This is a genomic window from Sorangium sp. So ce363, assembly GCF_051520435.1.
Taxonomy (GTDB): domain Bacteria; phylum Myxococcota_A; class Polyangia; order Polyangiales; family Polyangiaceae; genus Sorangium; species Sorangium cellulosum_B.
Window position 1 is genome coordinate 12,040,699 of record NZ_CP150333.1, and the last position, 22,250, is coordinate 12,062,948.

At 72.7% G+C, this 22,250-nt stretch carries 17 protein-coding genes; 10 read left to right on the forward strand and 7 right to left on the reverse strand.

What is annotated here, in order from left to right; all coding sequences use genetic code 11:
* Positions 1–362 precede the first annotated feature (362 nt).
* From WMF12_RS45240 to WMF12_RS45250, 3 genes are all read left to right on the forward strand, one after another.
* Positions 363–2,057, forward strand: coding sequence for a DUF1592 domain-containing protein (locus WMF12_RS45240; protein WP_437854970.1), 1,695 nt, complete (start codon positions 363–365; stop codon positions 2,055–2,057).
* Positions 2,058–2,100: 43 nt separating this feature from the next.
* The gene (locus WMF12_RS45245; RefSeq protein ID WP_437854971.1) at positions 2,101–3,447 is read left to right on the forward strand and encodes a DUF1552 domain-containing protein; all 1,347 of its coding nucleotides are present in this window, start codon (positions 2,101–2,103) and stop codon (positions 3,445–3,447) included.
* Between the two features lie 252 nt (positions 3,448–3,699).
* Positions 3,700–4,245: an HdeD family acid-resistance protein gene (locus WMF12_RS45250; protein WP_437742948.1), complete on the forward strand. Its 546-nt coding sequence runs from the start codon at positions 3,700–3,702 to the stop codon at positions 4,243–4,245.
* 35 nt (positions 4,246–4,280) lie between these two features.
* Here WMF12_RS45250 and WMF12_RS45255 read toward each other — a convergent pair whose 3' ends face one another.
* On the reverse strand, positions 4,281–5,129 hold the full coding sequence (locus tag WMF12_RS45255; RefSeq protein WP_437854973.1) for a hypothetical protein: 849 nt from the start codon (positions 5,127–5,129) through the stop codon (positions 4,281–4,283).
* 121 nt (positions 5,130–5,250) lie between these two features.
* On the opposite strand from WMF12_RS45255, the gene WMF12_RS45260 reads away from it, so the two are divergent.
* From WMF12_RS45260 to polA, 6 genes are all read left to right on the forward strand, one after another.
* Positions 5,251–5,991: an SDR family oxidoreductase gene (locus WMF12_RS45260; protein WP_437742950.1), complete on the forward strand. Its 741-nt coding sequence runs from the start codon at positions 5,251–5,253 to the stop codon at positions 5,989–5,991.
* A 97-nt stretch (positions 5,992–6,088) separates the two neighbouring features.
* Positions 6,089–7,624 carry an aminopeptidase P family protein gene (locus tag WMF12_RS45265; protein ID WP_437854975.1) on the forward strand — a complete coding sequence of 512 codons (1,536 nt, stop codon included), beginning with the start codon at positions 6,089–6,091 and terminating at the stop codon, positions 7,622–7,624.
* 506 nt (positions 7,625–8,130) lie between these two features.
* The gene (locus tag WMF12_RS45270) at positions 8,131–10,065 is read left to right on the forward strand and encodes a S8 family serine peptidase (protein ID WP_437854977.1); all 1,935 of its coding nucleotides are present in this window, start codon (positions 8,131–8,133) and stop codon (positions 10,063–10,065) included.
* An 85-nt stretch (positions 10,066–10,150) separates the two neighbouring features.
* Positions 10,151–10,357 (forward strand): hypothetical protein, encoded by a 207-nt coding sequence (locus tag WMF12_RS45275; protein WP_437713825.1) that lies wholly within the window; start codon positions 10,151–10,153, stop codon positions 10,355–10,357.
* Positions 10,358–10,376: 19 nt separating this feature from the next.
* A complete protein-coding gene (locus WMF12_RS45280) occupies positions 10,377–11,714 on the forward strand; it encodes a carboxypeptidase regulatory-like domain-containing protein (RefSeq protein ID WP_437854979.1) in 1,338 nt (445 codons plus the stop codon).
* 33 nt (positions 11,715–11,747) lie between these two features.
* Positions 11,748–14,450: a DNA polymerase I gene (gene polA, locus WMF12_RS45285; RefSeq protein ID WP_437854981.1), complete on the forward strand. Its 2,703-nt coding sequence runs from the start codon at positions 11,748–11,750 to the stop codon at positions 14,448–14,450.
* Between the two features lie 320 nt (positions 14,451–14,770).
* Here polA and rpsT read toward each other — a convergent pair whose 3' ends face one another.
* The 4 genes from rpsT to WMF12_RS45305 form a co-directional block, all read right to left on the reverse strand.
* A complete protein-coding gene (gene rpsT / locus WMF12_RS45290; RefSeq protein WP_437742956.1) occupies positions 14,771–15,055 on the reverse strand; it encodes a 30S ribosomal protein S20 in 285 nt (94 codons plus the stop codon).
* A gap of 13 nt (positions 15,056–15,068) precedes the next feature.
* Positions 15,069–15,257 carry a hypothetical protein gene (locus tag WMF12_RS45295; protein WP_044967265.1) on the reverse strand — a complete coding sequence of 63 codons (189 nt, stop codon included), beginning with the start codon at positions 15,255–15,257 and terminating at the stop codon, positions 15,069–15,071.
* A 74-nt stretch (positions 15,258–15,331) separates the two neighbouring features.
* Positions 15,332–16,828, reverse strand: coding sequence for a hypothetical protein (locus WMF12_RS45300; RefSeq protein WP_437854983.1), 1,497 nt, complete (start codon positions 16,826–16,828; stop codon positions 15,332–15,334).
* Entirely contained in the window at positions 16,825–17,412 is a 588-nt protein-coding gene (locus WMF12_RS45305) for an RNA polymerase sigma factor (RefSeq protein WP_437742958.1), read from the reverse strand. The genes WMF12_RS45300 and WMF12_RS45305 overlap by 4 nt, the downstream gene beginning before the upstream one ends.
* Positions 17,413–17,803: 391 nt before the next feature.
* On the opposite strand from WMF12_RS45305, the gene WMF12_RS45310 reads away from it, so the two are divergent.
* Positions 17,804–19,141 (forward strand): S41 family peptidase, encoded by a 1,338-nt coding sequence (locus WMF12_RS45310; protein WP_437854986.1) that lies wholly within the window; start codon positions 17,804–17,806, stop codon positions 19,139–19,141.
* Between the two features lie 45 nt (positions 19,142–19,186).
* Here WMF12_RS45310 and WMF12_RS45315 read toward each other — a convergent pair whose 3' ends face one another.
* Together WMF12_RS45315 and WMF12_RS45320 are read right to left on the reverse strand one after the other, a co-directional pair.
* Positions 19,187–20,434 carry an FAD-binding protein gene (locus tag WMF12_RS45315; RefSeq protein ID WP_437854989.1) on the reverse strand — a complete coding sequence of 416 codons (1,248 nt, stop codon included), beginning with the start codon at positions 20,432–20,434 and terminating at the stop codon, positions 19,187–19,189.
* On the reverse strand, positions 20,413–22,194 hold the full coding sequence (locus WMF12_RS45320; protein WP_437742961.1) for a glycerol-3-phosphate dehydrogenase/oxidase: 1,782 nt from the start codon (positions 22,192–22,194) through the stop codon (positions 20,413–20,415). Before WMF12_RS45320 ends, WMF12_RS45315 begins: the two co-directional genes overlap by 22 nt.
* Positions 22,195–22,250 lie beyond the last annotated feature (56 nt).

Below are 22,250 nucleotides of genomic sequence, written 5' to 3' on the forward strand. Positions count from 1 at the left end.
GCATTGGGGAGCGGAAAATTGAACAGGGAGACGGGGAGGGAGATCGGTAAGATTTTTTTTTCTCCCGTCTCCCCGTCTCCCTGTTCAATTTCTCCGGAAAATTGGAGGGAATGCTTCTTCCGCCCTGAATGCCTCTGCATGAGCGCCTCCGGGCGACCGACGAAGGGGTTGGTCGGCGGGCGGAAGTAGGGTAAGCCTGGATCAGAAGAGCGATCATCGGGAATGTAGACCGAGCCCCGAGGTGACGCCGGGGCGCACGTACCGCTCTGCTTCAAATATTCTCCTTAGCCATGTCGCGGCTCATCGCCGGGACACGCCTCGGCATGGGCCAGGTGAATTCCACCCGAACGGCTGGTCACTCCATGAGCAAGACAGCGCCGCCCGACACCGATCGATCGGTACCGTTTCTCCGCCGTTCCATCGCGGCGGGCATGTTCGCGATGGGGCTCGTCGGCCTGACGGCGGCTGCCTGCACCGGACAGCTCGGCGATGGCAGCCCGGGCAGCTCTATCGACGACGACAGGCCCATCGACCCGACCACCGGGAAGCCGGCCGCGTACGACTGCAGAGAGGCCCGAACGAGCCCCGGCGTGCTGCGCCGTCTGTCCAAGGTCGAGGTCCAGCTGACCCTTCAGGACCTGTTCCAGCTCGACGAGCCGCCCGCCGTGGACAGCATCCCGGAGGACACCGGCCAGGGCGGCTTCCGGACGATCGCCGCCCTCCAGAACGTGTCGGATCAGCACCTGCGCGCCTACCTGGCGATCGCGGAGACGCTCGGGCAGGAGCTCATGGCGGACGAGGCGCGCCGGACAACGGTGCTCGGCTGCGAGCCGGAGGCCGACGATTGCCTCGAGCGCTTCGTGCAGCGCTTCGGCAAGCTGGCGTATCGAAGGCCGCTCTCGGCCGAGGAGGCGAGCGATCTGGTCGCGCGGGCGAGCGAGGTCGCGCGGGACAGGGAGGACGCGTTCCGCTTCGTCATCGAGGCGCTGCTGACCTCGCCCAGCTTCCTGTTCAGGATCGAGGTCGGCTCGGCCGGCTCGGAGACGTCGACCTTGACGCCGCTCGAGCTCGCGTCGCGGCTGTCGTTCACGCTGTGGGGCCGGTCCCCGAGCGCAGCGCTGCTCGAGCGGGCGGAGTCCGGCGAGCTCGACAGCGACGAGGGCCTCCGCGCGGTCGCGGAGGAGATGGTCGGAGACGAGCGGACGCAGGTCTTCTTCAACGCCTTCTTCAAGCAGTGGCTGACCTTCGAGCAGCTCCGCGCGCCGGTCAACCCGGACGCATCGTTCACGCCCGCGCTGCTCGAGGACATGATCGCCGAGAGCGAGCTCGTCCTCGGCGAGCACGCGTTCACCCCTGACGTCGACTTCTTCGACGCGCTCACCGCGAACCACACGTATGTCACCCCGGCGCTCGGCAAGTTCTACGGCCTCGAGGTGCCGGGGGACGGCGTGAGCCGCGTCGAGTTCCCGGCCGGCCACCACCGGGCGAACACCGGGCTGCTCACGCACGCGAGCCTCATCAGCGCCAAGAACGACGGTGATCTCATCGCCGTGCGCGGCCAGTGGCTCCGGGCGGCCTTCCTCTGCGAGAAGATCTCGATCCCCGCGGGGCTCCTCGAGCAGCTGGAGAGCGAGCTCTCCGGCCTGACCTATCTCGAGGTCCTCCAGAAGCGCAACACCCAGGAAGGGTGCGCTGGCTGTCATGCGCTCATTGATCCCATCGGCGTCGGGTTCGCCCAGTACGACAAGCTGGGGAAGTACGATGGGAGCATCGGTATCGACGAGTTCGGGCTGGAGCCGCGCCTGGAAGGCGCCGCCAACGAGTCGTTCGACTCGCTCGCTGCCCTGGCGGCGGAGCTGCGGCGGAGCCCCGATCTGGCCGCCTGCGTCGCGGAGAAGCTGTTCATCTACACCCAGGGGCGCGAGCCGGCGGCCGAGGACCGCTGCGCGATCGACGCCTCCGCGGGGAGCTTCACGCAGGACGGCAACCGGTTCCGCTCCTTCCTGACCGCCATCGTGCGCTCGCCGGAGTTCCGGCTGCGGAGGGCGCCAGAGTGATGTGCTCGCACAAGGTTCGACCGACGGAAGAGGAGTGTCGCCAGTGAAGATCTCGAGAAGAGCTCTGCTCCGCGGGGCGGGCGTCGCGGTCGCCCTGCCGTTCCTCGACGTGATGCGGCCCCAGCGCGCCAGCGCTGCACCGGCGGATCCGAAGCGCTTCGTGGCGTTCTTCGTCCCGAACGGCACGGATCCCGGGGCGTGGCACCCGAAGACGGAGGGGCCGCTCTCGGCGGAGGGGCTGCCGCCGTGCCTCGTCGACATGAACGGCTTCGACGCCGAGCGCGAGTGGCCGGCGGGAGACGCGATCTGGCGCGACGTCACCATGGTGTCCGGCGTCGACCACCAGGTGATCTGCTCCGACATCCACAGCCCGGCCATGGCGCTGTGCGCCCACACCGACGGCGGCGGGACGGCCGTCCCGCGCAAGGCCACGCTCGACCAGTACCTCGCCAACCACATCGCGGCCGAGACCCCGTTCCGCAGCCTCAACCTGTCCCCCACGGGCGACACGGCGGTCACGCAGGGCTTCATCTCGTTCAGGGACGGCGGTCAGGTCGAGGATGCCTTCCGCGATCCGGTGAAGGTGTTCGACACGCTCTTCAGCAACATGGGCAGCCCCAGCGAGGAGATGGACGACATCCGGCGGCGCCGCGCCAGCGTCCTCGACTGGGTGCGAGAGGACGCGAGGCGCCTGAACCTGCGCCTCGGCGCGGCGGACCGGGCGCGCGTGGAGCAGCACCTCGAGTCGGTGTTCGAGCTGGAGAAGCAGATCCAGTCCACGACGCAGTCGGGCTGCACCGTCCCCGGCGCGCCCACGAAGGGGCAGAACTTGCACGGCAAGTTCAAGCAGATGATCGATCTCGGGCTCCTCGCCCTCACCTGCGACCTGACGCGGGTGCTCGTCCTGCAGTACTCGAACAGCTGGGGCCTCGACTTCGCCGGGTACGATCTGCCCGACGGCGTGGGGGACTGGAGCGATCACTTCATCTCCCACAAGCTCGGCGATCGCGACCGCGCGACCGATCTCGACGGGCTGCCGCAGGCGGAGGCGATGCGCATCGCGAACGCCCGCGTCGTCCAGACCTCGCGGTTCAAGGTGCGCCGCTTCGCCTACCTGCTCAACGCGATGAAGGCCGCCCAGACGGCGACAGGCAACCTGCTCGACGAGTCGCTCGTGCTCTACACGTCAGAGAACGGCGACGGGGACTCCCACGGTCGGACCAACATGCCCATCATGCTCGCCGGCCACGTGGGGGGGTTCCAGACAGGCCGCGCCATCAAGGCCAGCAAGCCCCCGACCGGCGCGCTCCATTGCTCCATCATCAACTACTTCGGCGTCGAGCTGTCGGAGTACGGCGACCCGGCGGGCGGGCCGATCGCCGGCCTGTGAGCCTCGCGCGCCGCGAGGCCTGCGCGTGACACCTACCAGCGCTCGACCTTCGATGGGCCCGCCTGCTCGCGGCTGCTGAGCAGCTCGCTCGCCGCGGTCGGGCAGGGGACGTGCATCCAGCCCGGGCAATGTGACGCCATGCGGGCATGAGCGGCACAGCTCTCCGCGCGCGAGCGGCGGACGCGCCGTGCGCTCAGGCCGCGCGCGTCCGCCGGATGTGCGCGACGTGGATGCCAGAGAAGGGGGTGAGGCATGGAATCGCTGGGACGGTATTGGTGGCTGTTGGCCCTGAGGGGCGTGGTCGGGATCCTGTTCGGGATCTTGTTCTTCGTGTGGCCGATCCCATCGCTCGCCACGCTCGTGCTGCTGTTCGGCGTGTGGGCGTTGTTCGACGGCTGCGCCGCGTTCGCGTCCGCGATCAGCGGCCGCGGCGGCGTGTATTCCGTGGTCGAGGGCATCTTCGGCGTCGGGATCGCGGTGCTGACGTTCTGGCGGCCCATGATCACCGCGCTCACGCTCTACGGCGTGGTCGCTGCGTGGGCCATCGTGATGGGCATCTTCAAGATCGTCAGCGCGGTGAAGCTCCGGCACGTGATCGCCAACGAGATCTGGCTCGGGCTGAGCGGCGCCATCTTCGTGATCTTCGGCGTCATGATGGTGGCGCTCCCGGCGGCCGGCGTGCTGGCGCTCGTCTGGTTCATCGGAGCGTTCGCGATCGCCGAGGGAGCGATGCTCATCGGGCTCTCGCTGCGCCTGCGCCGCGTGCCGAGCATGGTCGCGCCGCTGCGCATGCCCTGACGCCCGGCGGGGCGCCATGGAGCGGAGCGCGCCTGTCAATCGATCTGCAGGTGGTAGTGCGCGGGCGTCGTCTCCTCGAGCACCAAGACGCCCCCAACCTCCGCGGTGCTCTCGAGGAACGCTCGCTTTTCCTTGGGCGACATGGTCCTGTTGCGCACGTCGACGGCGCCTTTGCGCAGGTGCGCGGAGACGTAGATCCCCCGGTCGATCTGGTCCTGGATCACGGCCTCCATGGCCGACACCACCTGCTCCGGCGGCTTGCGGGAGTTCGCCTGATAAGCCTTCTTGATCTCCTGGACCGCCGCCTTGTTGCGGTAGAGCTGGAGGAGGTCCTCGCCGAGCCTGAGCTTCGTGAACATCGCCCTGGCCTGGCGGTTCGCGTCGCGTGTCCCGCTCGTGATCACGAGGTGCTCGCGCGTGCGTCGCGCGTAGCCCTGGTCGATCTGCTCGACCTTCGCGGCGATCTTCGCCGGGAGCGTCACGCCCGGGAGCACCTCGTATGGCGGCGGGGCCCACGGCTCCGTGGGCACGGCCTTCCCGAGCGCCGTCAGGGGCGGCAGCTGCGCGCGCCGCTCCTCTTCCTCCGACGGCAGCTCGTCGCACTCGGGTCGGGTCGCCGGCGCGGCGGCGCGCGGCGCGGCGCTGGCTGTCCCGGCGGCGCGCGGCGCGCTCGGGGCCCGCGGCGCGGCGCTCGCCGGCGCCGCGGGGGCGCTCGCGCCGGGCGGATCGAGGCCCGGCAGGCCGATGCTGGGCAGATCGATCGACTCGAGCCGCTCCCTGCATCCAGCCGCGCAAAGCAGCGCTGCGGCGAGGGCGCGCAGGCGGCGCGGCGGCTCCAGGGAGCGTTCCTGTGCGGCTGCTCGGCGTGTCGGAGGCGTCGGCAAAGCCGGTCCAGCGTGCCATGGCGCGCGGCGCGGGCGAAAAAAACGGCGGCGCGCGACGTCGCGACGTCGCGACGTCTACCGACTCGACGCGGGGGGCCCCGCATCGACTACACACCTCCTCATGCCCCATGCTCCCCTGACCGGCCGTATCGCCCTCGTGACCGGCGCCGGCACCCGCCTCGGCGCCGCGACGGCCCGCGCGCTCGCGGCCGCAGGCGTCGACCTGGCCGTCCACTACGCCACGAGCGCCGCCGGCGCGGAGGTCGTCGTCGACGAGGTGCGCTCCCTCGGCCGCCGCGCGGCCGCGTTCCAGGCGGACCTCCACGACCGGGGAGCGCTCGCCGCGCTCGCCCGCGCGGTGCTCGACTGGTCGTCTGGCCGGCTCGACCTCCTGGTCCACAACGCGGCGAACTTCGATCGGGTCCCGCCGGCCGAGCTCTCCGCCGACGCGTGGGATCGCGCCATGGCGCTCAACGCGACCGCGCCGTACCTGCTCACGCTCGAGCTCGCCCCCGCGCTCCGCGCCTGCCGCGGCAGCGTCGTCGCGATGGTCTGTGTGAGCGCCGAGCGCCCCTGGAAAAATTACATTCCGTACTCCGTGTCGAAGGCCGCGCTCGCGCACCTGGTCCGCGGCCTCGCCGTGGGGCTGGCGCCGGAGGTGCGCGTGAACGGCGTCGCACCCGGGACGGTGCTGCCGCCGTCCTCCTACGACGAGGCCACGCTCGCTCGCCTCCGCGAGCGCATCCCGCTCCAGCGCATCGGCGAGGCGGAAGACGTCGCCCGCGCCGTGGTGTTCCTTGCTGAAAACGACTTCATCACCGGCCAGATCCTCGCGGTCGACGGCGGCGCCTCGGTCGCGTGACGCGCCGCCTTGCCGCGCGGGTCGATCCGCCCCAGCGTGAACGGGGGCGCGCTTTGGCTTGAACGACCTCACCTGATCGACCCATAGTTCGAGCCTCATGAGCCACACGCCCGAGACCAGCGCCGCCCCCCTCCAGGCAGATCCTGCCCACAGCGCGCCCGCCGGCGGCCCGGCCGAGGCGCCCGCGGCTGCGGCTCCCGGCGCCGAGGTCAAGCCGGCGAGCCACGACTCGACGCTGCCGGAGGCGCTGATCGCGTTCATGCTGGAGCGCTGGACGCCGGCGTCCGGCGAGCTCCCGCAGGCGATCGCGCACGCGGAGGTGTTCGCTGCCCGCCGCCGCGCCCTGTCGAAGCTCTTCCCGGCGGAGACGCTCATCATCCCCACCGGGCACGAGAAGGTGCGCGCCAACGACACGCACTACCGCTTTCGCCCGGGCTCGGACTTCTTCTACCTGACGGGCAACCTCGAGCCTGACTGCGTGCTCGTGCTGCAGCCGCAGGAGGGGGGCGGGCACCGGGACATCCTCTTCGTCGAGCCGAACCCCGGGCGCAGCGACAAGACGTTCTTCACCGATCGCGCCAAGGGCGAGCTCTGGGTCGGCCCCCGCCTCGGCGTCGAGCAGAGCCGCGCGCACTTCGGCGTCGACGAGTGCCGCGGGCTCCCCGAGCTGGACGCGTACCTGAGCGGCCTCGTCGGCACGGTGACGCGCCCCCACCGCGTGCTCCGCGGCATGTCCGAGCGCGTCGACAAGCTCCTCGCCCGGCACGATCGCGACAAGCAGCTCGGCGAGGCGCTCTCGGAGATGCGCCTCCTCAAGGACGCCCTCGAGGTGCAGGAGCTCGAGGCGGTCGTCGCGTCGACGAAGCGGGGCTTCGAGGACGTCATCCGCGCGCTCCCCCGCGCGCGGAGCGAGCGAGAGGTGGAGGGCACCTTCAACCTGCGCGCCCGGGTCGAGGGCAACGACGTCGGTTACGGGACCATCGCCGCGTCGGGCCACCACGCGTGCATCCTGCACTGGACGAGGAACGACGGCGCGCTGGAGCCGGGCAAGCTCCTCCTGGTCGACGCCGGCGTCGAGGGCAACGCGCTCTACACGGCCGACATCACCAGGACCCTGCCGATCAACGGGAAGTTCTCCAGGGAGCAGCGCGAGATCTACGAGCTCGTGCTCGAGGCGCAGGAGGCGGCGATCCGCGAGGTGAAGCCGGGCAACGACTTCATGGAGCCGAACCGGGCGGCGATGCGGGTGCTCGCCCGGGGGCTCGATCGGCTCGGCATCCTCCACGTCTCCGCCGAGGAGGCGCTCAAGGAAGACAGGCAGCTCTACCGCCGGTATTCGCTCCACAACGTCAGCCACATGCTGGGGCTCGACGTGCACGACTGCGCGCAGGCGCGGCAGCAGGTCTACAAGTTCGGCAAGCTCAAGGCGGGCATGGTGCTCACGGTCGAGCCGGGGCTTTATTTCCAGCTCGATGACGAGACCGTCCCGGCCAGGTACCGCGGTATCGGGGTGCGCATCGAGGACGATATCCTCGTCACGGAGACGGGGTATCGGAACCTGTCGAGCGATATTCCGAGGTCGGTGAGCGACGTGGAAGCGTGGATGGCGGGACTCTGGGCCACGCCGCAGTGAACTGAACGGCGGGCGGGGGAACGGCCCAGGCGAGCGAGTTGGAGGGCGTCCCCAGACGCGGGGGCCGCCGGTGGCGGGTGGGGCCGCGCGGGAGGGCGGCGGGGGTCCCCCCACAAACTCGCGCCTTTTGGGGGGCTGTTGCCGCACACACGGGGGGGTGGGGCTGGGGGCGACTCGCTTCGATGCGGGCCGGCGCTCGGATTTGTGGGGCCCACCCCCGCCGCCCTCCCGCGCGGCCCCACCCGCCACCGACGGCTCTGCCGTGGGGAGCGGTGGCGGGAGCTTGGGCGGTCGAGCTCGGCCTTGAGGGGATCTTGAGGGGATGCGGTGGGGCGGTGTCGGGTGTTCCAGGAAGTCCGTGGTTGAGGATGGCGGTTGATGCCATCGGGACACGGCGAGGGGCGCGAAGGGGGGCTGGCGCACGGACGCAATGGGCGCGGCGCGAGGATGCTGGAGCGATGGCTGCTCGCGGGCGGCGGCGCTACCCTGCCGATGAGGAGACCCGCATGCACACGTCTCGCCTTCTGCGTTGGCCAGGGACCGCAAATCTCCGAACCGGACGCGCGCTCGCGACGTCGCTGCTCGCCGCGGCAGCGGTGGTCGCAGCGGCGGGCGCGGCCAGGGCCGAGGATGGGACGGACGGCCAAGGCGCCGGGGCCGTCCTCGCCGCGCGCTCGCCGGGGATGCTCGAGCCTCGCCTCCCTGGGTACGTCAACCCTGCGCTGCCCGTCGACGTCGGCCCGTCGCTGCGCGGCCCGGACCTCCTGGTCGAACCGGTCGCGACCGCGGGCGAGCCGCTGCACGGCATGGCCTCCGAGCTCGACGAGACCAGCTACGACATCCCCGGGCAGATCGTCGTCGACGCGCGCGACGACCTCGACGACGCCTCGCTCGCGGACCTCGTGCGCGACTTCTCGCTGCGCGTGCTGCCGACGGCGCTCACGTCACAGACCAGGATCCAGATCGCCACGGTGGACGGGCCGGTCAGCGCGACGCTGGAGCGGCTCGCGCGCGATCCGCGCGTGGAGGCGGCGGAGCCGCTCGCCTGGGTGCGCGCCTCGTTCGTCGCGAACGACCCGCTGATGAAAGACCAGTGGCACATGGCGCGCGTGGGCGCCGAGCGCGCGTGGGACTTCGCCTCCGGCCGCGGCGTCACCGTCGCCGTTGTCGATACGGGCATCGCGTGCGAGGACCACGGGCCCTTCACCAAGGGGACCGACCTGGCCTCGACCGAGTGCGTGGAGGGATGGAACTTCGTCACCAAGACGACCCACGCGAACGACGACCAGGGGCACGGCACGCACGTCGCCGGGACGATCGCGCAATCGACCAACAACGGCCTCGGCGCCGTGGGGCTCGCGTTCCACGCGCGGCTCATGCCGGTCAAGGTGCTGAACGAGAGCGGCTGGGGCACGACCGCCGACGTGGCCGACGGCATCCGGTGGGCGGCCGAGCACGGCGCCCAGGTCATCAACCTGAGCCTCGGCGGCCCCCGCAACTCCAAGGTGCTCCAGAGCGCGATCGACGACGCGGTCGCGCGCGGCGCGGTCGTCGTCGCGGCGGCCGGCAACACCGGCGGGCGCGTGCAGTTCCCCGGCGCCTCCGATGGCGTCATCGGCGTGAGCGCCACCGACGTGAACGACAAGATCGCGCGGTTCTCCTCGCGCGGCCAGGGCGTCGACGTCGCCGCACCCGGGGTGAACGTCACCCAGCAGACCATCTGCAACCGCGGGCGCGACAAGTGCCAGAATTTCTACGCGTACAGCGGCACCTCGATGGCCGCGCCCCACGTGGCCGGCGCGGCGGCGCTGCTCGTGAGCCTCGGCGTGACGGACCCGCGCGCGGTCGAGGACGCGCTCCGCGCAGGCGCGCGCGTCGTCGACGACTCCGACGGCGGCAAGCTCCTCTACGGGGCCGGCATCCTCGACGCAGCGAGCTCGGTCGTGCGCGTGACGCAGAGCCACATCGTCGTGCGGCTGCTCGCGCTGCTGGTGCTCGCGACGTGGGTCGCGCGCCGCGCCCGCAATAAGGACGCGACCGCCACGAGCCCGTGGCGGGCGAGCTTCCTCCTGCCGGCGCTCGCGGCGGGGCCGGGGCTGTTCTTCTTCGCGCCGTGGCTCCTGCCGCGCGTGGAGCTCGCCGTCGACGTGCTGGCCCGGCCGATCGCCGACCTCGACCTGCTGATCGGCGCATCGGTCCACCGCTGGCTGCCGCTCGCCAACGCGCTCGTCCCGCTCGGCCTCACGGCGCTCTTCTTCGGCGTGAAGAGGCTCCGGCCGGCGATCGCAGGCTTCGCCGTCGGCACGGCGGCCTACCTCACGTCGGTCGTCCTGCTCGGCGAGGCCGCCGGTCCCTTCGGCCGGATGGCCCTCGTCGTGTGGTGCGCGGTCAACGCCGCGGCCTGCCTCTGGATCGCCCGGACGAACCTGTCCACGCGCTGAGCCGGCGCCTGCCGCGCTCGCTCCATGGCCGGCGGTGCGCCCGGCCGTCATGACCACCCTGCAAAAACGAGCTAGGATGCCGGCGATGCGGTCCGGCACCTTGCTCCTACCTTTCATGCTGCTCCTCGGGGCGTGCGGCGGCTCCTCCAGCGAGACGCCGTGGCCCGCCGAGCCACGGGGCCCCGCGCTCGGTCCCACGGACGAGGCGTCGCCGGACGGGCCGGCCAACTCGAGCGCGGCCCCTCAAGGTGCGGGCGAAGGCTCGGCGGACGAGGCCGACGCCGGCCGGTGAACCGGCGGCGGAGGATGGCATGGCGGACATCCGGACGGCAGGCGCGCAGCGGAGGGCCTGGCTCTCCGCTGCGCTGCTCTCCGTCGCGCTGCTGGTCATGCCGCTCCTCGTCTGGCTGCTCCTGCCGCGCCCCAGCCCCGTGATGCCGGCCCGGCGCGAGCCGGCCGTCGCGCTGCTCCCTCCACCGCAGCCGGAGCTCACGGCGCCGCGCGAGGTCGAGGCACCACCCGCGCCGCCGGCGCCACCTGCGCCGCCGCCGCGCGAGATCACGGCCGCGAGCGTGGGGCCGGTCCGCGGCGTCGTGCTGGATCCGGAGGGTCATCCCAGCGCCGGCGCCGTGGTCAGCTGCCGCGAACCGCCGGGCAACTCTGCGAGCGCCGACGCCGAGGGGCGCTTCGAGCTGCCGGCCGAGGCCGACGGTTGTACCGCCATCGCCGCGCAGCCTCCGTACGGCGACGCCGAGCCCACGCGCGTCGCCGCGGGCCGCGATAACGTCCTTCGCCTGCTCGCCGCGGGCGCGATCGTGGGAGAGGTCGTGGATCCATCGGGCAGGCCCGTCGAGGCGTACCTCCTGGCGATCGAGTCGTTCACGCCGGCCGGGTCCGGCGCGCACGCGGGCGTGAACGGCCGCGCGCGCAAGGTGTCGGATCCGGGCGGCGCCTTCCGGTGGGACGCGCTCGCCCCGGGCCGCTACGTGCTGACGGCGAGCTCCGCCGGACGCCCGCCTGCGCGGAGCCGGGCCGTCGACGTCGAGGCGGGCCGCGCCGCCGAACGCGTGCGGATCGTGCTGCCGCAGGGCGCGACGCTGAGGGGCAGGGTCGTCGACGCCGCGTCGCGCGCGCCGGTCGTCGAGGCCCAGGTCGAGCTCGACTCCGCGACCTCGTCGGGCGCGAACGCGATCTCGCTCGCGCTCACCGACGCGAACGGCGACTACGAGCTCGAAGGGGTGCCGGCCAGCGGCCCGTTCTCGGTGCGCGTGCGCCACCAGCAGTACATGGCCAAGATCGTGTCCGGCCTCGACGCGCGCGGCGCGCAGTCGACGCGGGTCGACGTCGAGCTCCGCCAGCTGGACGACGGCGGGGCGCGCGAGGAGCTCACGGGCATCGGCGCGATGCTCTCGCTCTCCTCGGGGCGCGTGATCATCGCGGGCGTCGTCGAGGGGGGGCCTGCGGCGTCCGCGGGGCTCCTGGCGGGCGACGTCATCGCCCGCATCGACGGCCGGCCCACGACGGAGCTCCCGCTCGCCGACTGCATCCAGCGCCTCCGCGGCCCGGCGGGGACGGTCGTCACCGTCGGCGTGGAGCGGGAAGGGCGCACCCTCGACGTGACGATACGGCGCGACGTCGTGGTTCGGTGAACGGCCGCGCGCCGAGGTGCTAAGGGTCGGTCCATGTCCACGCGCCCTACCGCGCTTCCCCCGGCCGGAGCTCCGGACGTCCTCTACCTCGTCGACCTGTCAGGCTACGTCTTCCGCGCCTACCACGCGATCAGCCCGCTCTCGAGCCCGAGCGGCGAGCCGACCCACGCGACGTACGGCACCGTCGCGATGCTCACGAAGCTCGTGGACGAGCGGAAGCCCGCGTACCTGGGTGTGGCGATGGACTCCCCGGGCAAGACGTTCCGCGACGAGCTCGACCCCCGCTACAAGGCGCACCGGCCGCCGCCGCCGCCCGACCTCGGGGTGCAGATGAGCCGGTGCCGGGAGATCGTCGAGGCGTACCGCATCCCGATCTTCATCCAGGAGGGGCTCGAGGCGGACGATCTCGTCGCCGTCGCCGTCGCGCGGGCCAAGGAGCGGGGGCTGCGCGTCGTCATCGCGTCGAGCGACAAGGATCTGATGCAGCTCGTCGACGGCGAGCAGGTGATGCTCTGGGACGCGATGCGCGACAAGGTCTATGGGAACCCCGAGGTCGTCGCGAAGTTCGGGGTGCCGCCGGAGCAGGTGCGCGACCTGCTCGCGCTCGTCGGCGACACCTCGGACAACGTCCCTGGCGTCCCCGGCGTGGGCTTGAAGACGGCCGCCGAGCTGCTCGCGCAGTTCGGCTCGCTCTCGGCGATCTACGAGCGCATCGGCGAGGTCAAGAAGCCTCGCATCCGGGAGTCGCTCCAGCAGAACGAGGCCGACGCGCGCCTCTCGCAGAAGCTCGTGACGCTCGACGGCGGCGCGCCCGTGTCGCTCGACCTCGAGACGCTGCGCTACGGCGGCGCGGACACCGGCAGGCTCCGCGAGCTCTTCACCGAGCTCGGCTTCTCGCGCTTCCTGAAGGCGGTCCGCGCGCCCGAGCCGACCGCGCGCGCGGCGACCTACCGGGTCCTGACGACGCGCGAGGAGCTCGAGGCCTTCGCCAAATCGGCGCGCGCGGCCGGCCGCCTCGCCCTCGACGTGCTCGCGACGAGCCGCGAGCCGATGAGCGCCCACGTCTGTGGCGTCGCGCTCGCCTGCGAGCCGGGGCAAGCCGTGTACGTCCCGCTGGGCCACCGCTACCTCGGCGCGCCGGCCCAGCTCTCGATGAGCGACATCGACGCGGTGATGGGCCCGCTGCTCGCCGACCCCGAGCTCCCGAAGGTCGGCCACGACGTCAAGTTCTGCGAGGTGATCCTCCTGCGGCACCGCATCGGGCTCGTGGGCGTCTCCTTCGACACGATGCTGGCGAGTTACCTGCTCGATCCCGAGGGGAAGAACCAGCTCCACGAGCTCGCCGAGCGCGAGCTCGGCGCCAAGATGCAGACCCTCGACGAGGTGGCCCCGAAGCGCCGCGGTCAGGCGCAGCGCGCCCTCGACGAGATCGAGCTCGGCGAGGCGTCGAGCTACGGGGCCGCGTTCGCCGACGTCGCGCTCTCGCTCACCGACCGGCTGCGCCCTCGGCTCCGCGCCGAGAAGCTCGAGGACCTGCTCGTGCAGATCGAGCTGCCCCTCTCCGCCGTGCTCGCGGAGATGGAGCTCACGGGCGTCCTCGTCGACCCGCAGGCGCTCGCGCAGCTCGGCGCGCAGATGACGACCGAGCTCGCCGCGCTGGAGCAGAAGGCGCGCGAGATCGTGGGGCACGACATCAACCTGGCGTCGCCGAAGCAGCTCGAGGCGGTCCTGTTCGACGAGCTCAAGCTGCGCTCCCAGCGCAAGACGAAGACCGGCCGCTCGACCGACGCCGACGTGCTCGAGGCGCTCTCGGAGGAGCACCCGTTCCCCGGGGTGGTCCTCGAGCACCGCGCCATCGCCAAGCTCAAGGGCACGTACGTCGACGCGCTGCCGCGCCTCGTGCACCCGGGCACGGGCCGGATCCACACGCGCTGGGGCCAGGCCGTGGCCGCGACCGGGCGGCTCTCGTCGCAGGACCCGAACCTGCAGAACATCCCGATCCGCACGGAGCTCGGCCGGATGATCCGGCGCGCGTTCGTCGCGCCGCCCGGGAGCGTGATCGTGAGCGCCGACTACTCCCAGATCGAGCTGCGCGTCCTCGCGCACCTCTCGAAGGACCCGGTGCTCGTCGACGCCTTCCGCACCGGGCAGGACGTGCACGTGCGCACGGCCATGGAGATCTTCGGCGTGGATCAGGCAGGGGTCACCGCCGAGATGCGCCGCCGCAGCAAGACGATCAACTTCGGCGTGATCTACGGCATGGGCGAGTCGGCGCTCGCCAAGCGGCTCGACATCTCGCGGGCGGAGGCGGCGCGCTTCATCGACGCCTACTTCGCGCGCTACCGCGGCGTGCACGAGTTCATGGAGGGGACGATGGCCGAGGCGAAGCGCTCCGAGTCGGTGCGGACGCTGCTCGGCCGGCGCCGCTTGCTCCCGGATCTGCGCAGCAGCGACCGCATGCGCCGCGCTCAGGCGGAGCGCATCGCCCAGAACACCCCGATCCAGGGGACGGCGGCGGATCTCCTGAAGCTCGCGATGGTGCGCGTCCCGCGCCCCGTCGTCCCCGGCGCGCGCATGGTGCTCACGGTGCACGACGAGCTCGCGTTCGAGGTGCCGGCCGCGGCCGTGGACGAGGCCAAGGCGAAGGTGCGGGAGGCCATGGAGTCGGTCTTCCCGCTCGACGTCCCGCTCGTCGTCGACGTAGGTCACGGACCCACCTGGGCCGACGCTCATTGAAGGGGCGGACACCCGCTTCGGATACGGGCCCATCTCGGCGTTTTCGGTGCTCAGCGTACCGGAGTACGCTTCCGCGCCGAAAACGCCGATCTGGACCCGTCTCCTGTGCGGGTGCCCGCCGCCGGCGTCACGGGGTGGAGAGGGAGAGGGGCGGACCGTCTCCTGTGCGGGTGCCCGCCGCCGGCGTCACGGGGTGGAGAGGGGCGGAAGCGCCACGGGCTGTGACGGCGGCGGCGGAACGGCGGCGAAGGTCTGGAGACAAAACGACGACGCCCGCTTCACCTTGCGGTGAGCGGGGCGTACGTGCGGAAGGGTTGTTCTCAGCTCGCGGCGGTCTTGGCAGCGACGCTCGCCTTGTGAAGGGCGAGGGCGAGGCGGCTCTTCACGCGCGACGCGCGCTTGGCGGGGATCGTCCCCTTCGACGCGGCGCGATCGAGCGCGCTCACCGCGGCGGTCACCGGCGCGGCGGACTCTTGCGACACGCCCTTCAGCGCGGTGCGCGCCTTCTTGACGGTCGTGCGGAGCTCCGACTTGATGGCGCGATTGCGCGCCGTCCTCGTGATGCGCTGGCGGTTGCGCTTGTCGGCGGATGCGTGATTGGCCATGAGAAAAGCTCTCCTACTTCTTCGCCTGCGCCTCGGCGGGCGTGGCAGCGCGCAGGGCGTCCGGCGCGTTCTGGTCGTAACCCGCCGGATGGATCGGGAACGCGGGGGTGCCGTGTGCGCGCTCGAAGCGCTTGCGGCGGGTGCCCGCCGTGCGCGCCTTGCGCCGGCGGATGCGCTGGGTTTGCTGAGTCGCGGAAACCATGGGGGCGCGCATTCTACCCACGGGGGGGGCTGTGTCAACCCGGAGGTTTGCTGTCCTCCGCGAGGCGCCCCTGGCTAGGGTCGGATCGTCGCGCTGACCGAGAAAAACGGCTTGGAGAAAGGACCCACGTTGGCGCCCTTGAGCGCGGACTGCACGCAGCTCGACTGGCCGTTCGACGCCGCCCACCCGCTGACGCTGACCTTGCTCACCTGGCCTGTCGACGAGAACGTGATCTGCGCGCGCGACACGTCGTCCGCGCCCGCGACGCACGCCTTGGCGCTGCCCATGACCGAGCCGAGCGCGGCCTGGACCGAGCCCTGCGACGGCTGTTCGGGGATGTTCTGCTGCCGGAGTGGACCCGACGCCGGCACCGGCGCCTCCGAGACGACCGAGGGCTGTCGCTCCGCGTTGTCGCCCACGGCCGCCTGCATGGCCGAGGGGAGGTCCCCCGGCTTGCCAGCCGCCGCCGGCGCAGCCGCCATCTTTCCCTGCTCGGGCTTCGGCGACACGGCAGGCGTGGCCGGCGCCTCGACGGCCGCCGGCGCAGGAGCGCCGCCGCCAGCCGGGGCGGCTGGCGCCTTGGGCGCCGCGGCGAGCTTCTCCTCCGCTTGCACGGGCTGCTCGACCACGGCGCGCTGCTCCGGCGCCGCGGCGACCGGAGCAGCCGGCTCCACCCGCGTGTCGCCGGGCGGCGCGGCGGGCGCCGCGACGGTGGTCGGCGCGGGCGCCGCAGTCGCCGCGATCTCCTGCTGCGGCGGCGCCGTCGTCTTCACCATGACGGTGACCGCCGCGGCCAGCCCCAGGGCCGCCACGGCCGCGCCGGCGATCATCCCGCCGGATCGCTTCTTCGCTGGAGCCGAGGCCACGGGCGCGGACGGGGCGCGGCGCGCCGCCATCGGCATCACCGCTGCCGCCTTCGCGTCCCCGAACCGATCCGCCGCGCCGTGCTGCGCCGCTTCGGAGGCCTCCACCTCCGAGGGCGCCGACGCGTTGAGCCGGTTCAGATCGATGACCCCGGAGTCCTCGGGCACCCCCTCCGCCGGCCGCAGGGACGGCGACGACGCGCGGGCGCCGCCGGAGAGCGAGCCGCGCCCCGGCAGCGGGGACACACGCCCTGGCGGCGCCGAGCTGCGTCCCGAAGCCGGCAGCGGCGTCGAGAGCGCAGAGCCGCTCATCGCGGGCATACCGCTCGCGCGACCCGGCGCCTGGCTGACCCGCTCGGCGATCTCCTTCAGCGACTGGCGTCTTTTCTCCGGCGGCCGCGACAAGGTGCCGCCCGACAGGCTCTCAGGCTTCGAGGCCCTGGCTGCTTGTGATCCGTCCCCCATGGTGCTGCGTTCTCCTGATGCGCGTTCTTCGCGCGAAGGGTCCTCCGTCTGCTCCTCGCCTGGCGCTGCGGTGAGGTCGGGGGGGGCGAGGAGGTCGGCTGCCGCCGCGGTGTCCTCCGAGCGCCGGGAGATGGCGGCCTCGACGATGTGAGCGGCCCGCGTCTCCCACGCCTCCTCGTCGAGGGCGGGGGCAGGCCAATCGTTGAGCATCCCGTCGAGGTCGAGCTTGTCGGTGACGTTCATTCGGCGTCCCCTCCGAAACCGCGCTCCGCGAGGTATGCGCGGAGCTTGCGGCGCGCCTCGTGGACGCGCCAGGCGACTGTTCCTTCCGGACAACCCAGGATCCTGGAGGCGTCCTCGTGGGGCACGCCGTCGATGCAGACGAGGATGAGCGTCGTCCGCAGCGTGTCCGAGAGCGCGTCGATGCCGTCGCAGAGCGCGGCCGCGAGCTCGCGCCGCTGGGTCGACGCGGCCGGATCGCCGCCGTGGCTCGGGCGCGTCTCGAGCAGCAGCGCCTCGATCCGCGGATCGTCCGCGGGGGTCGAGTTCTTGCTCGGCTTGCGGGCCCGGATCATGTTGAGCGAGAGGTTCACGGCGATCCGGTAGAGCCAGGTGAATGGTTCGCTCCGGCCGTCGAACCGGTCGAGCGCCTGGTAGGCCCGGACGAAGGTCTCCTGCGTCACGTCCTCTGCCTCCGCGCCCGAGCGGACAAGGTGGAACGCCAGCCGGAAGATGCGCTTCTGATATCGACGAACCAGCACCCCGAACGCCTGGGCATCTCCGCTCCGGGCTTGATCGACGAGCTCACGATCGGTGGGTTTGGCCATCCTAGCCGCCTCGGGGTGCGAGTTGTCTCCCGCGCACGGACGACAGCGCAGCCGCGGACACCTCCTCGCGACGGCCCCCGACCGTCTCGGCGAGAGAAGCCCCTCGCGGCGAGCCCCGCTTCGCGAACGCGAAGCCGGGCGATGAGGAGGCAAGTTCCACGTTCAGGCGCGCGAAGATAGCCGAACACTCCTCTTAGGACAAACCATGCGCCCGGAGCTTGGGCGCCGTGATGACCTCGTCGACTGGCGGGTGATATGCCCGCGCTGGCGCATCGAAAAACCTGCGCGGCGCCCCGCCGCCCGGCCCACCGCGCGCCGCGCAGGCGTGTGAACGAGCGCGGCCGTCGCCGGCGCACCGCGCCGCCGCCCGTACCGCTGCTATGGTCGGCCGATGCAACGCTTCTCGAGCTGGATGCGCACCCTGGGGCTCATCGCTGCGGCCTTCGCAGGAGGGGCGGCGACTTCCCACCTCGCGGGCGCGAGCACACAGGCGCAGAGCCCCTACGCTCCGCTCGAGCAGCTCGCGCGCGTGCTCGTGCTCGTGGAGAACAACTACGTCGAGCCGGCGCAGCGCAGCAAGATCCTCGACGGCGCCATCAAGGGGATGGTCGCGGAGCTCGACCCGCACTCGGCGTACATGAACTCCTCGGAGTTCGCCCAGTTCCAGGAAGAGACGGGGGGGACGTTCGGCGGCGTCGGCATCGAGGTCGACGCCAAGGACGACAACATCACCGTCATCGCGCCGATCGAGGGCTCGCCGGCGGCGCGGGCGGGCATCCGCTCCGGCGATCAGATCCTCGCGATCGACGGCCGCCCCGTCCGCGGCGAGCGCCTCGACAAGCTCGTGAAGATCATGCGCGGGGCGCCCGGCTCCCGGGTGAAGCTCACGATCCGCCGGCAGGGCGTGCCTGAGCCCCTCTCGTTCGACCTCACGCGGGAGCAGATCCACGTCACGAGCATCGCGGCGAAGCGCCTCGACCGGGACATCGCGTACGTCCGCGTGAAGCAGTTCCAGGACGGCACCCACGAAGAGATGCTCCGCGCCGCGGCGAAGCTGCGCGCCGCATCGAAGGCGCCGCTGGCCGGCGTCATCCTGGACCTGCGCAACAACCCGGGAGGCCTCGTCAACGAGGCGGAGGCCGTGGCCGACGAGCTCCTCTCCTCGGGGACGATCTACTCGACGCGCCAGCGCAACCAGGTCGTCGACGAGGCGAAGGCGCACGACGGCGGCGCGTTCGCCTCGCTGCCCATCGTCGCGCTCGTGAACGAGTACTCGGCGAGCGCCGCCGAGCTCGTCGCGGGCGCCCTGCAGGACAGCGGGCGCGCCGTGCTCGTCGGCGCGAGGACCTTCGGCAAGGGATCGGTGCAGACCATCTACGAGCTGCCCGGCGGCGCCGGGGTGAGGCTCACGACGATGCGCTACTACACGCCGAACGGGCGCTCGATCCAGGCCCAGGGCATCCGGCCGGATGTCGTCATCGAGAGCGCCGCGCAGCAGGTCCCGGCCGCCATCCTCCGCGAGCAGGATCTCGAGGGACACCTCCCCGCCGAAGGGGCGATCGGCGACCGTTCGCCGAGGGCCGTGCTCGTGGAGAAGCGCGCCGAGACGGCCGCGGCGGCCGGCCCCGAGGGCGACATGCCCTCCGATCCCACCCGCGGGAGCGACTTCGCGCTCGCCGTCGGGTACCAGCAGCTCCTCCGCGCCATCCCGGCGATCCGCCAGCGCTGAGGATCGCGCGTCGAGCGACCTGCGCCGGGCGCCGCTCGACGCGCGTCAGGCCTCGGCGCCGGCGCGGAGCCCGGTCGTCACCGCGTCGAGCACGGTGCGCGCCCTCCCCGCGATGGTCGCCCCGGCCGCCAGGATCCCGGGCGCGGCGCGGACGCCCTCGCACCGCACCCCCACCGCCTCCAGCGCGCCGGGGCGCTCGCCGCGGGGCCACGCGACGACGTCGAGCTCGGGGCCCTGCATGGAGCTCACCACGCCGAACGCGCCGCGATCGTCGCCCATCGTGACGGGCGCGGCGATCGAGAGCGCGAAGGGCGCGGCGCCGCGCGCGGGGAAATCGGCGCCGGCGCCGCTCTCGGGCGGCGTGTACGCGATCCCGCCGCCGGCGAGGCCGCCGATCGCCAGGATCACCCCGTCCGCCGCGAGCGGCACGTCCTCCCCCTCGACGTGGATCGTGACGCCTTCGTCGGGCGCCCCCGGTCCCGGGTGCCCGCCGCCCACCGCGCGCACGCGGCCGTGGCGCTGAGCCGCCCCGATCGTCGAGAGCAGCGCGTCGCGCGCCGCCTCGAAGCGCAGCCCCGCCGGCGAGCCGGCGCCCATCAGCGCCTCGCCCACCGGGACGCCGAGGCGCGCCGCGAGCGCCTCGGCCCGCGGAGCGCTCGCGCCGAGCCACGGGCCGAGCAGGATCGCCCCCGCGCCGCCCGCGCCCTCGAGCGCCTGGCGGAGCCGATCGAGGAGCCAGGAGAGCCGCGCCGGGTCGTCGTGCCGGGCCGCGAGATCGCCGTCGGCGATGTGCCGCTCGTCGTCGAAGCGCAGGACCGGCGCGTCGACCGGCAGGAAGCGGAGCCCCCGCGCCCGGGCGAACGGCTCGTCCGTGAGCGCCTCCGCGAGCGCGTCCGCGTCCCACGCGCCGCGCGCCGCGCGCGGGACGAGGACGCGCGTGCGGCGGAGCGGGCCGAGGTCGAGCAGCGCGCGATCCCTGCCGCGGGCGGGGCGGATCCGCCCCGCGATGGTCGCGAGGCGCACGCCCGCCGCCTGCGGCAGCTCCCACAGGCCGAGCTCCGCCGCGAACTGCCTCGCCGCCGGCGCGAGATCGCTCGCGGGCAGGTCGCTGCCGAGCAGCCGCGACGCACGCTCGATCTGCTCCCACGGCACGTCGTCCACCGCGCCGCCCGCGAGCGCCGTCTCGCCGACGCCCGCGGAGATCACCGCGACCCGGGCCCCGCGCCGCCGCGCGCTCCACGCGGCGGCGAGCCCGGCGACGCCGGCGCCGATCACGAGGATCGATCGCGCCACGCCCTCTCCTCCGGCTCCCGCGCGGCGCGCTGCGAGCGACGATCGGCGTCCTCGCAAGCCGCCGCCGCCTCGTCGTCCGCGGGCGCGCCGAGCTCCGACCGGACGCTGGCGATCGCGAGGGCCTCCTGCCGCGCCTGCTCCGGGCCGAGCGCGACCGCGCGGGTCACCGCCTGCCGCGAGAGGAACGCCGCCGCCTGCCGCATCCCGTCGCGCGGCGGGAGCGAGAGCTCCTGCGCCACGATCTGCCCGCACCGCGCCGCGCAGCGCATGCCCCCGCACGCGCCCAGGCCGAGGCGCGTTCGGCGCGCGACGTCGGCGACGCTCCGGGCGAGCTCGTGCCGGAGGACATAACGCACCTCGGCCTCGATCACGGGCTCGCAGGGGCACACCGTCGCGGCCTCGCGCGGCCGCTGCCGCACGCGCTCCTCGATCCGGAGCGCGCGCGAGCCGTGCCGGTACACGAGCCGCCGGGCGGCCACCGCGTCGATCTCCATCCGCCGCGAGAGCGCGAGCGCGTCCACCGCGCGATCGCCGCCGGGCAGCGCGGTCGTGTGCGTCACGCAGCGGGCGCCGAGGTCGAAGCGCCGCGAGAGGACGTCGGTCATCTCCTCGGCGAAGAGCCGGAAGCTGGCCAGCTTGCCGCCGATCATCGAGTAGAGGCCCGGCGCGCCGTGCGCCGCGTGATCGACGATCTGGTGCTCGCGCGAGAGGGCGTCCTCGGTGGGCCCGAACGCGTAGAGCGTGGGCCGCACGCCCGCGAACGTGCCGATCGCGCGCGCCTCGTGGATCTGCGGGAACACGCGGGCGATGCCCTGGACCAGGTACCTGACCTCCTCGCTCGTCGCGCGGACCTGATCGAGATCGCCGTAGAAGTCGTCGTCGGTCGTGCCGATGACGCTCATGTTCTCCCACGGCTCGAGGAAGATCTGACGGCCGTCGATCGTCCTCGCCATGATCGCGTAATTGGTGAGGCGCCGGTCGAACACGACGTGCACGCCCTTGCCGGGCCGCACGCGCGAGCTCGCGGCGGGGAGGCCGGCGAGGGACGATGTGATCGGCGACCACGCGCCCGTCGCGTTCACGACCGTGCTCGTGCGGAGCCGCCCGCCTTCCCCCGTCGTGCGGTCCCGGTAACGGACGGCGACGACCTCGCCGGTGTCCTCGCGGCGCTCGATCCGCTCGACCGTGTGTCCCACGTAGACCTTGGCCCCGCGCTCGATCGCGTCGACCGCGTTGGCGACGCAGAGCCGCGCGCCGTCGATCCCCCACTCGTCGAAGCTGAAGCCGCCGACCAGGTCACCGTGCAGCCCCGGCTCGAGCCGGCGGAGCTCGTCGGGCGAGAGGCGCGCGTGCGGCTTGCCGCGCTTGAGCGGCTGGTAGTTGTCGTACGCCTCGAAGAAGGCGTCCGCGAGCGGGTAGAGGAGGCGCCCGTGCCGCGCGTTCTCGAACGGGACGAGGAAGGGGATCCGGAAGAGCAAGTGCGGCGCGATCGCCTGGATGTGGCCCGAGTCGCGGCACGATTTCTCGGTCACCTGCGGATCGCTGGTCAGGTACCTGAGCCCGCCGTGGATCATGCCGCTCGAGTTGCCGCTCGCGCCGAACGCGAGATCGTTGCGCTCGAAGAGGGCGACCCTCAGGCCCCGCTGCGAAGCGTCCCGCGCGACCCCCACGCCGTTCACGCCGCCGCCGATGACCACGACGTCCACGTCGGTGTCCGCGCGGCGAGCCGGTCTTGCGGCGCTCGAGAGGAGGATCGTCACCTGCGGCGTATAGCATGCCAGAATTTTTCCACGAGCGGGCCCGGCCTCGCGCGCGG

Coding starts and splice junctions, on each gene's coding strand:
- WMF12_RS45240 (WP_437854970.1), top strand. CDS start 363: ATGAGCAAGACAGCGCCGCCCGACACCGATCGATCGGTACCGTTTCTC.
- WMF12_RS45250 (WP_437742948.1), top strand. CDS start 3,700: ATGGAATCGCTGGGACGGTATTGGTGGCTGTTGGCCCTGAGGGGCGTG.
- WMF12_RS45260 (WP_437742950.1), top strand. CDS start 5,251: ATGCCCCATGCTCCCCTGACCGGCCGTATCGCCCTCGTGACCGGCGCC.
- WMF12_RS45265 (WP_437854975.1), top strand. CDS start 6,089: ATGAGCCACACGCCCGAGACCAGCGCCGCCCCCCTCCAGGCAGATCCT.
- WMF12_RS45270 (WP_437854977.1), top strand. CDS start 8,131: ATGCACACGTCTCGCCTTCTGCGTTGGCCAGGGACCGCAAATCTCCGA.
- WMF12_RS45275 (WP_437713825.1), top strand. CDS start 10,151: ATGCGGTCCGGCACCTTGCTCCTACCTTTCATGCTGCTCCTCGGGGCG.
- WMF12_RS45280 (WP_437854979.1), top strand. CDS start 10,377: ATGGCGGACATCCGGACGGCAGGCGCGCAGCGGAGGGCCTGGCTCTCC.
- polA (WP_437854981.1), top strand. CDS start 11,748: ATGTCCACGCGCCCTACCGCGCTTCCCCCGGCCGGAGCTCCGGACGTC.
- rpsT (WP_437742956.1), bottom strand. CDS start 15,055: ATGGCCAATCACGCATCCGCCGACAAGCGCAACCGCCAGCGCATCACG.
- WMF12_RS45295 (WP_044967265.1), bottom strand. CDS start 15,257: ATGGTTTCCGCGACTCAGCAAACCCAGCGCATCCGCCGGCGCAAGGCG.
- WMF12_RS45300 (WP_437854983.1), bottom strand. CDS start 16,828: ATGAACGTCACCGACAAGCTCGACCTCGACGGGATGCTCAACGATTGG.
- WMF12_RS45305 (WP_437742958.1), bottom strand. CDS start 17,412: ATGGCCAAACCCACCGATCGTGAGCTCGTCGATCAAGCCCGGAGCGGA.
- WMF12_RS45310 (WP_437854986.1), top strand. CDS start 17,804: ATGCAACGCTTCTCGAGCTGGATGCGCACCCTGGGGCTCATCGCTGCG.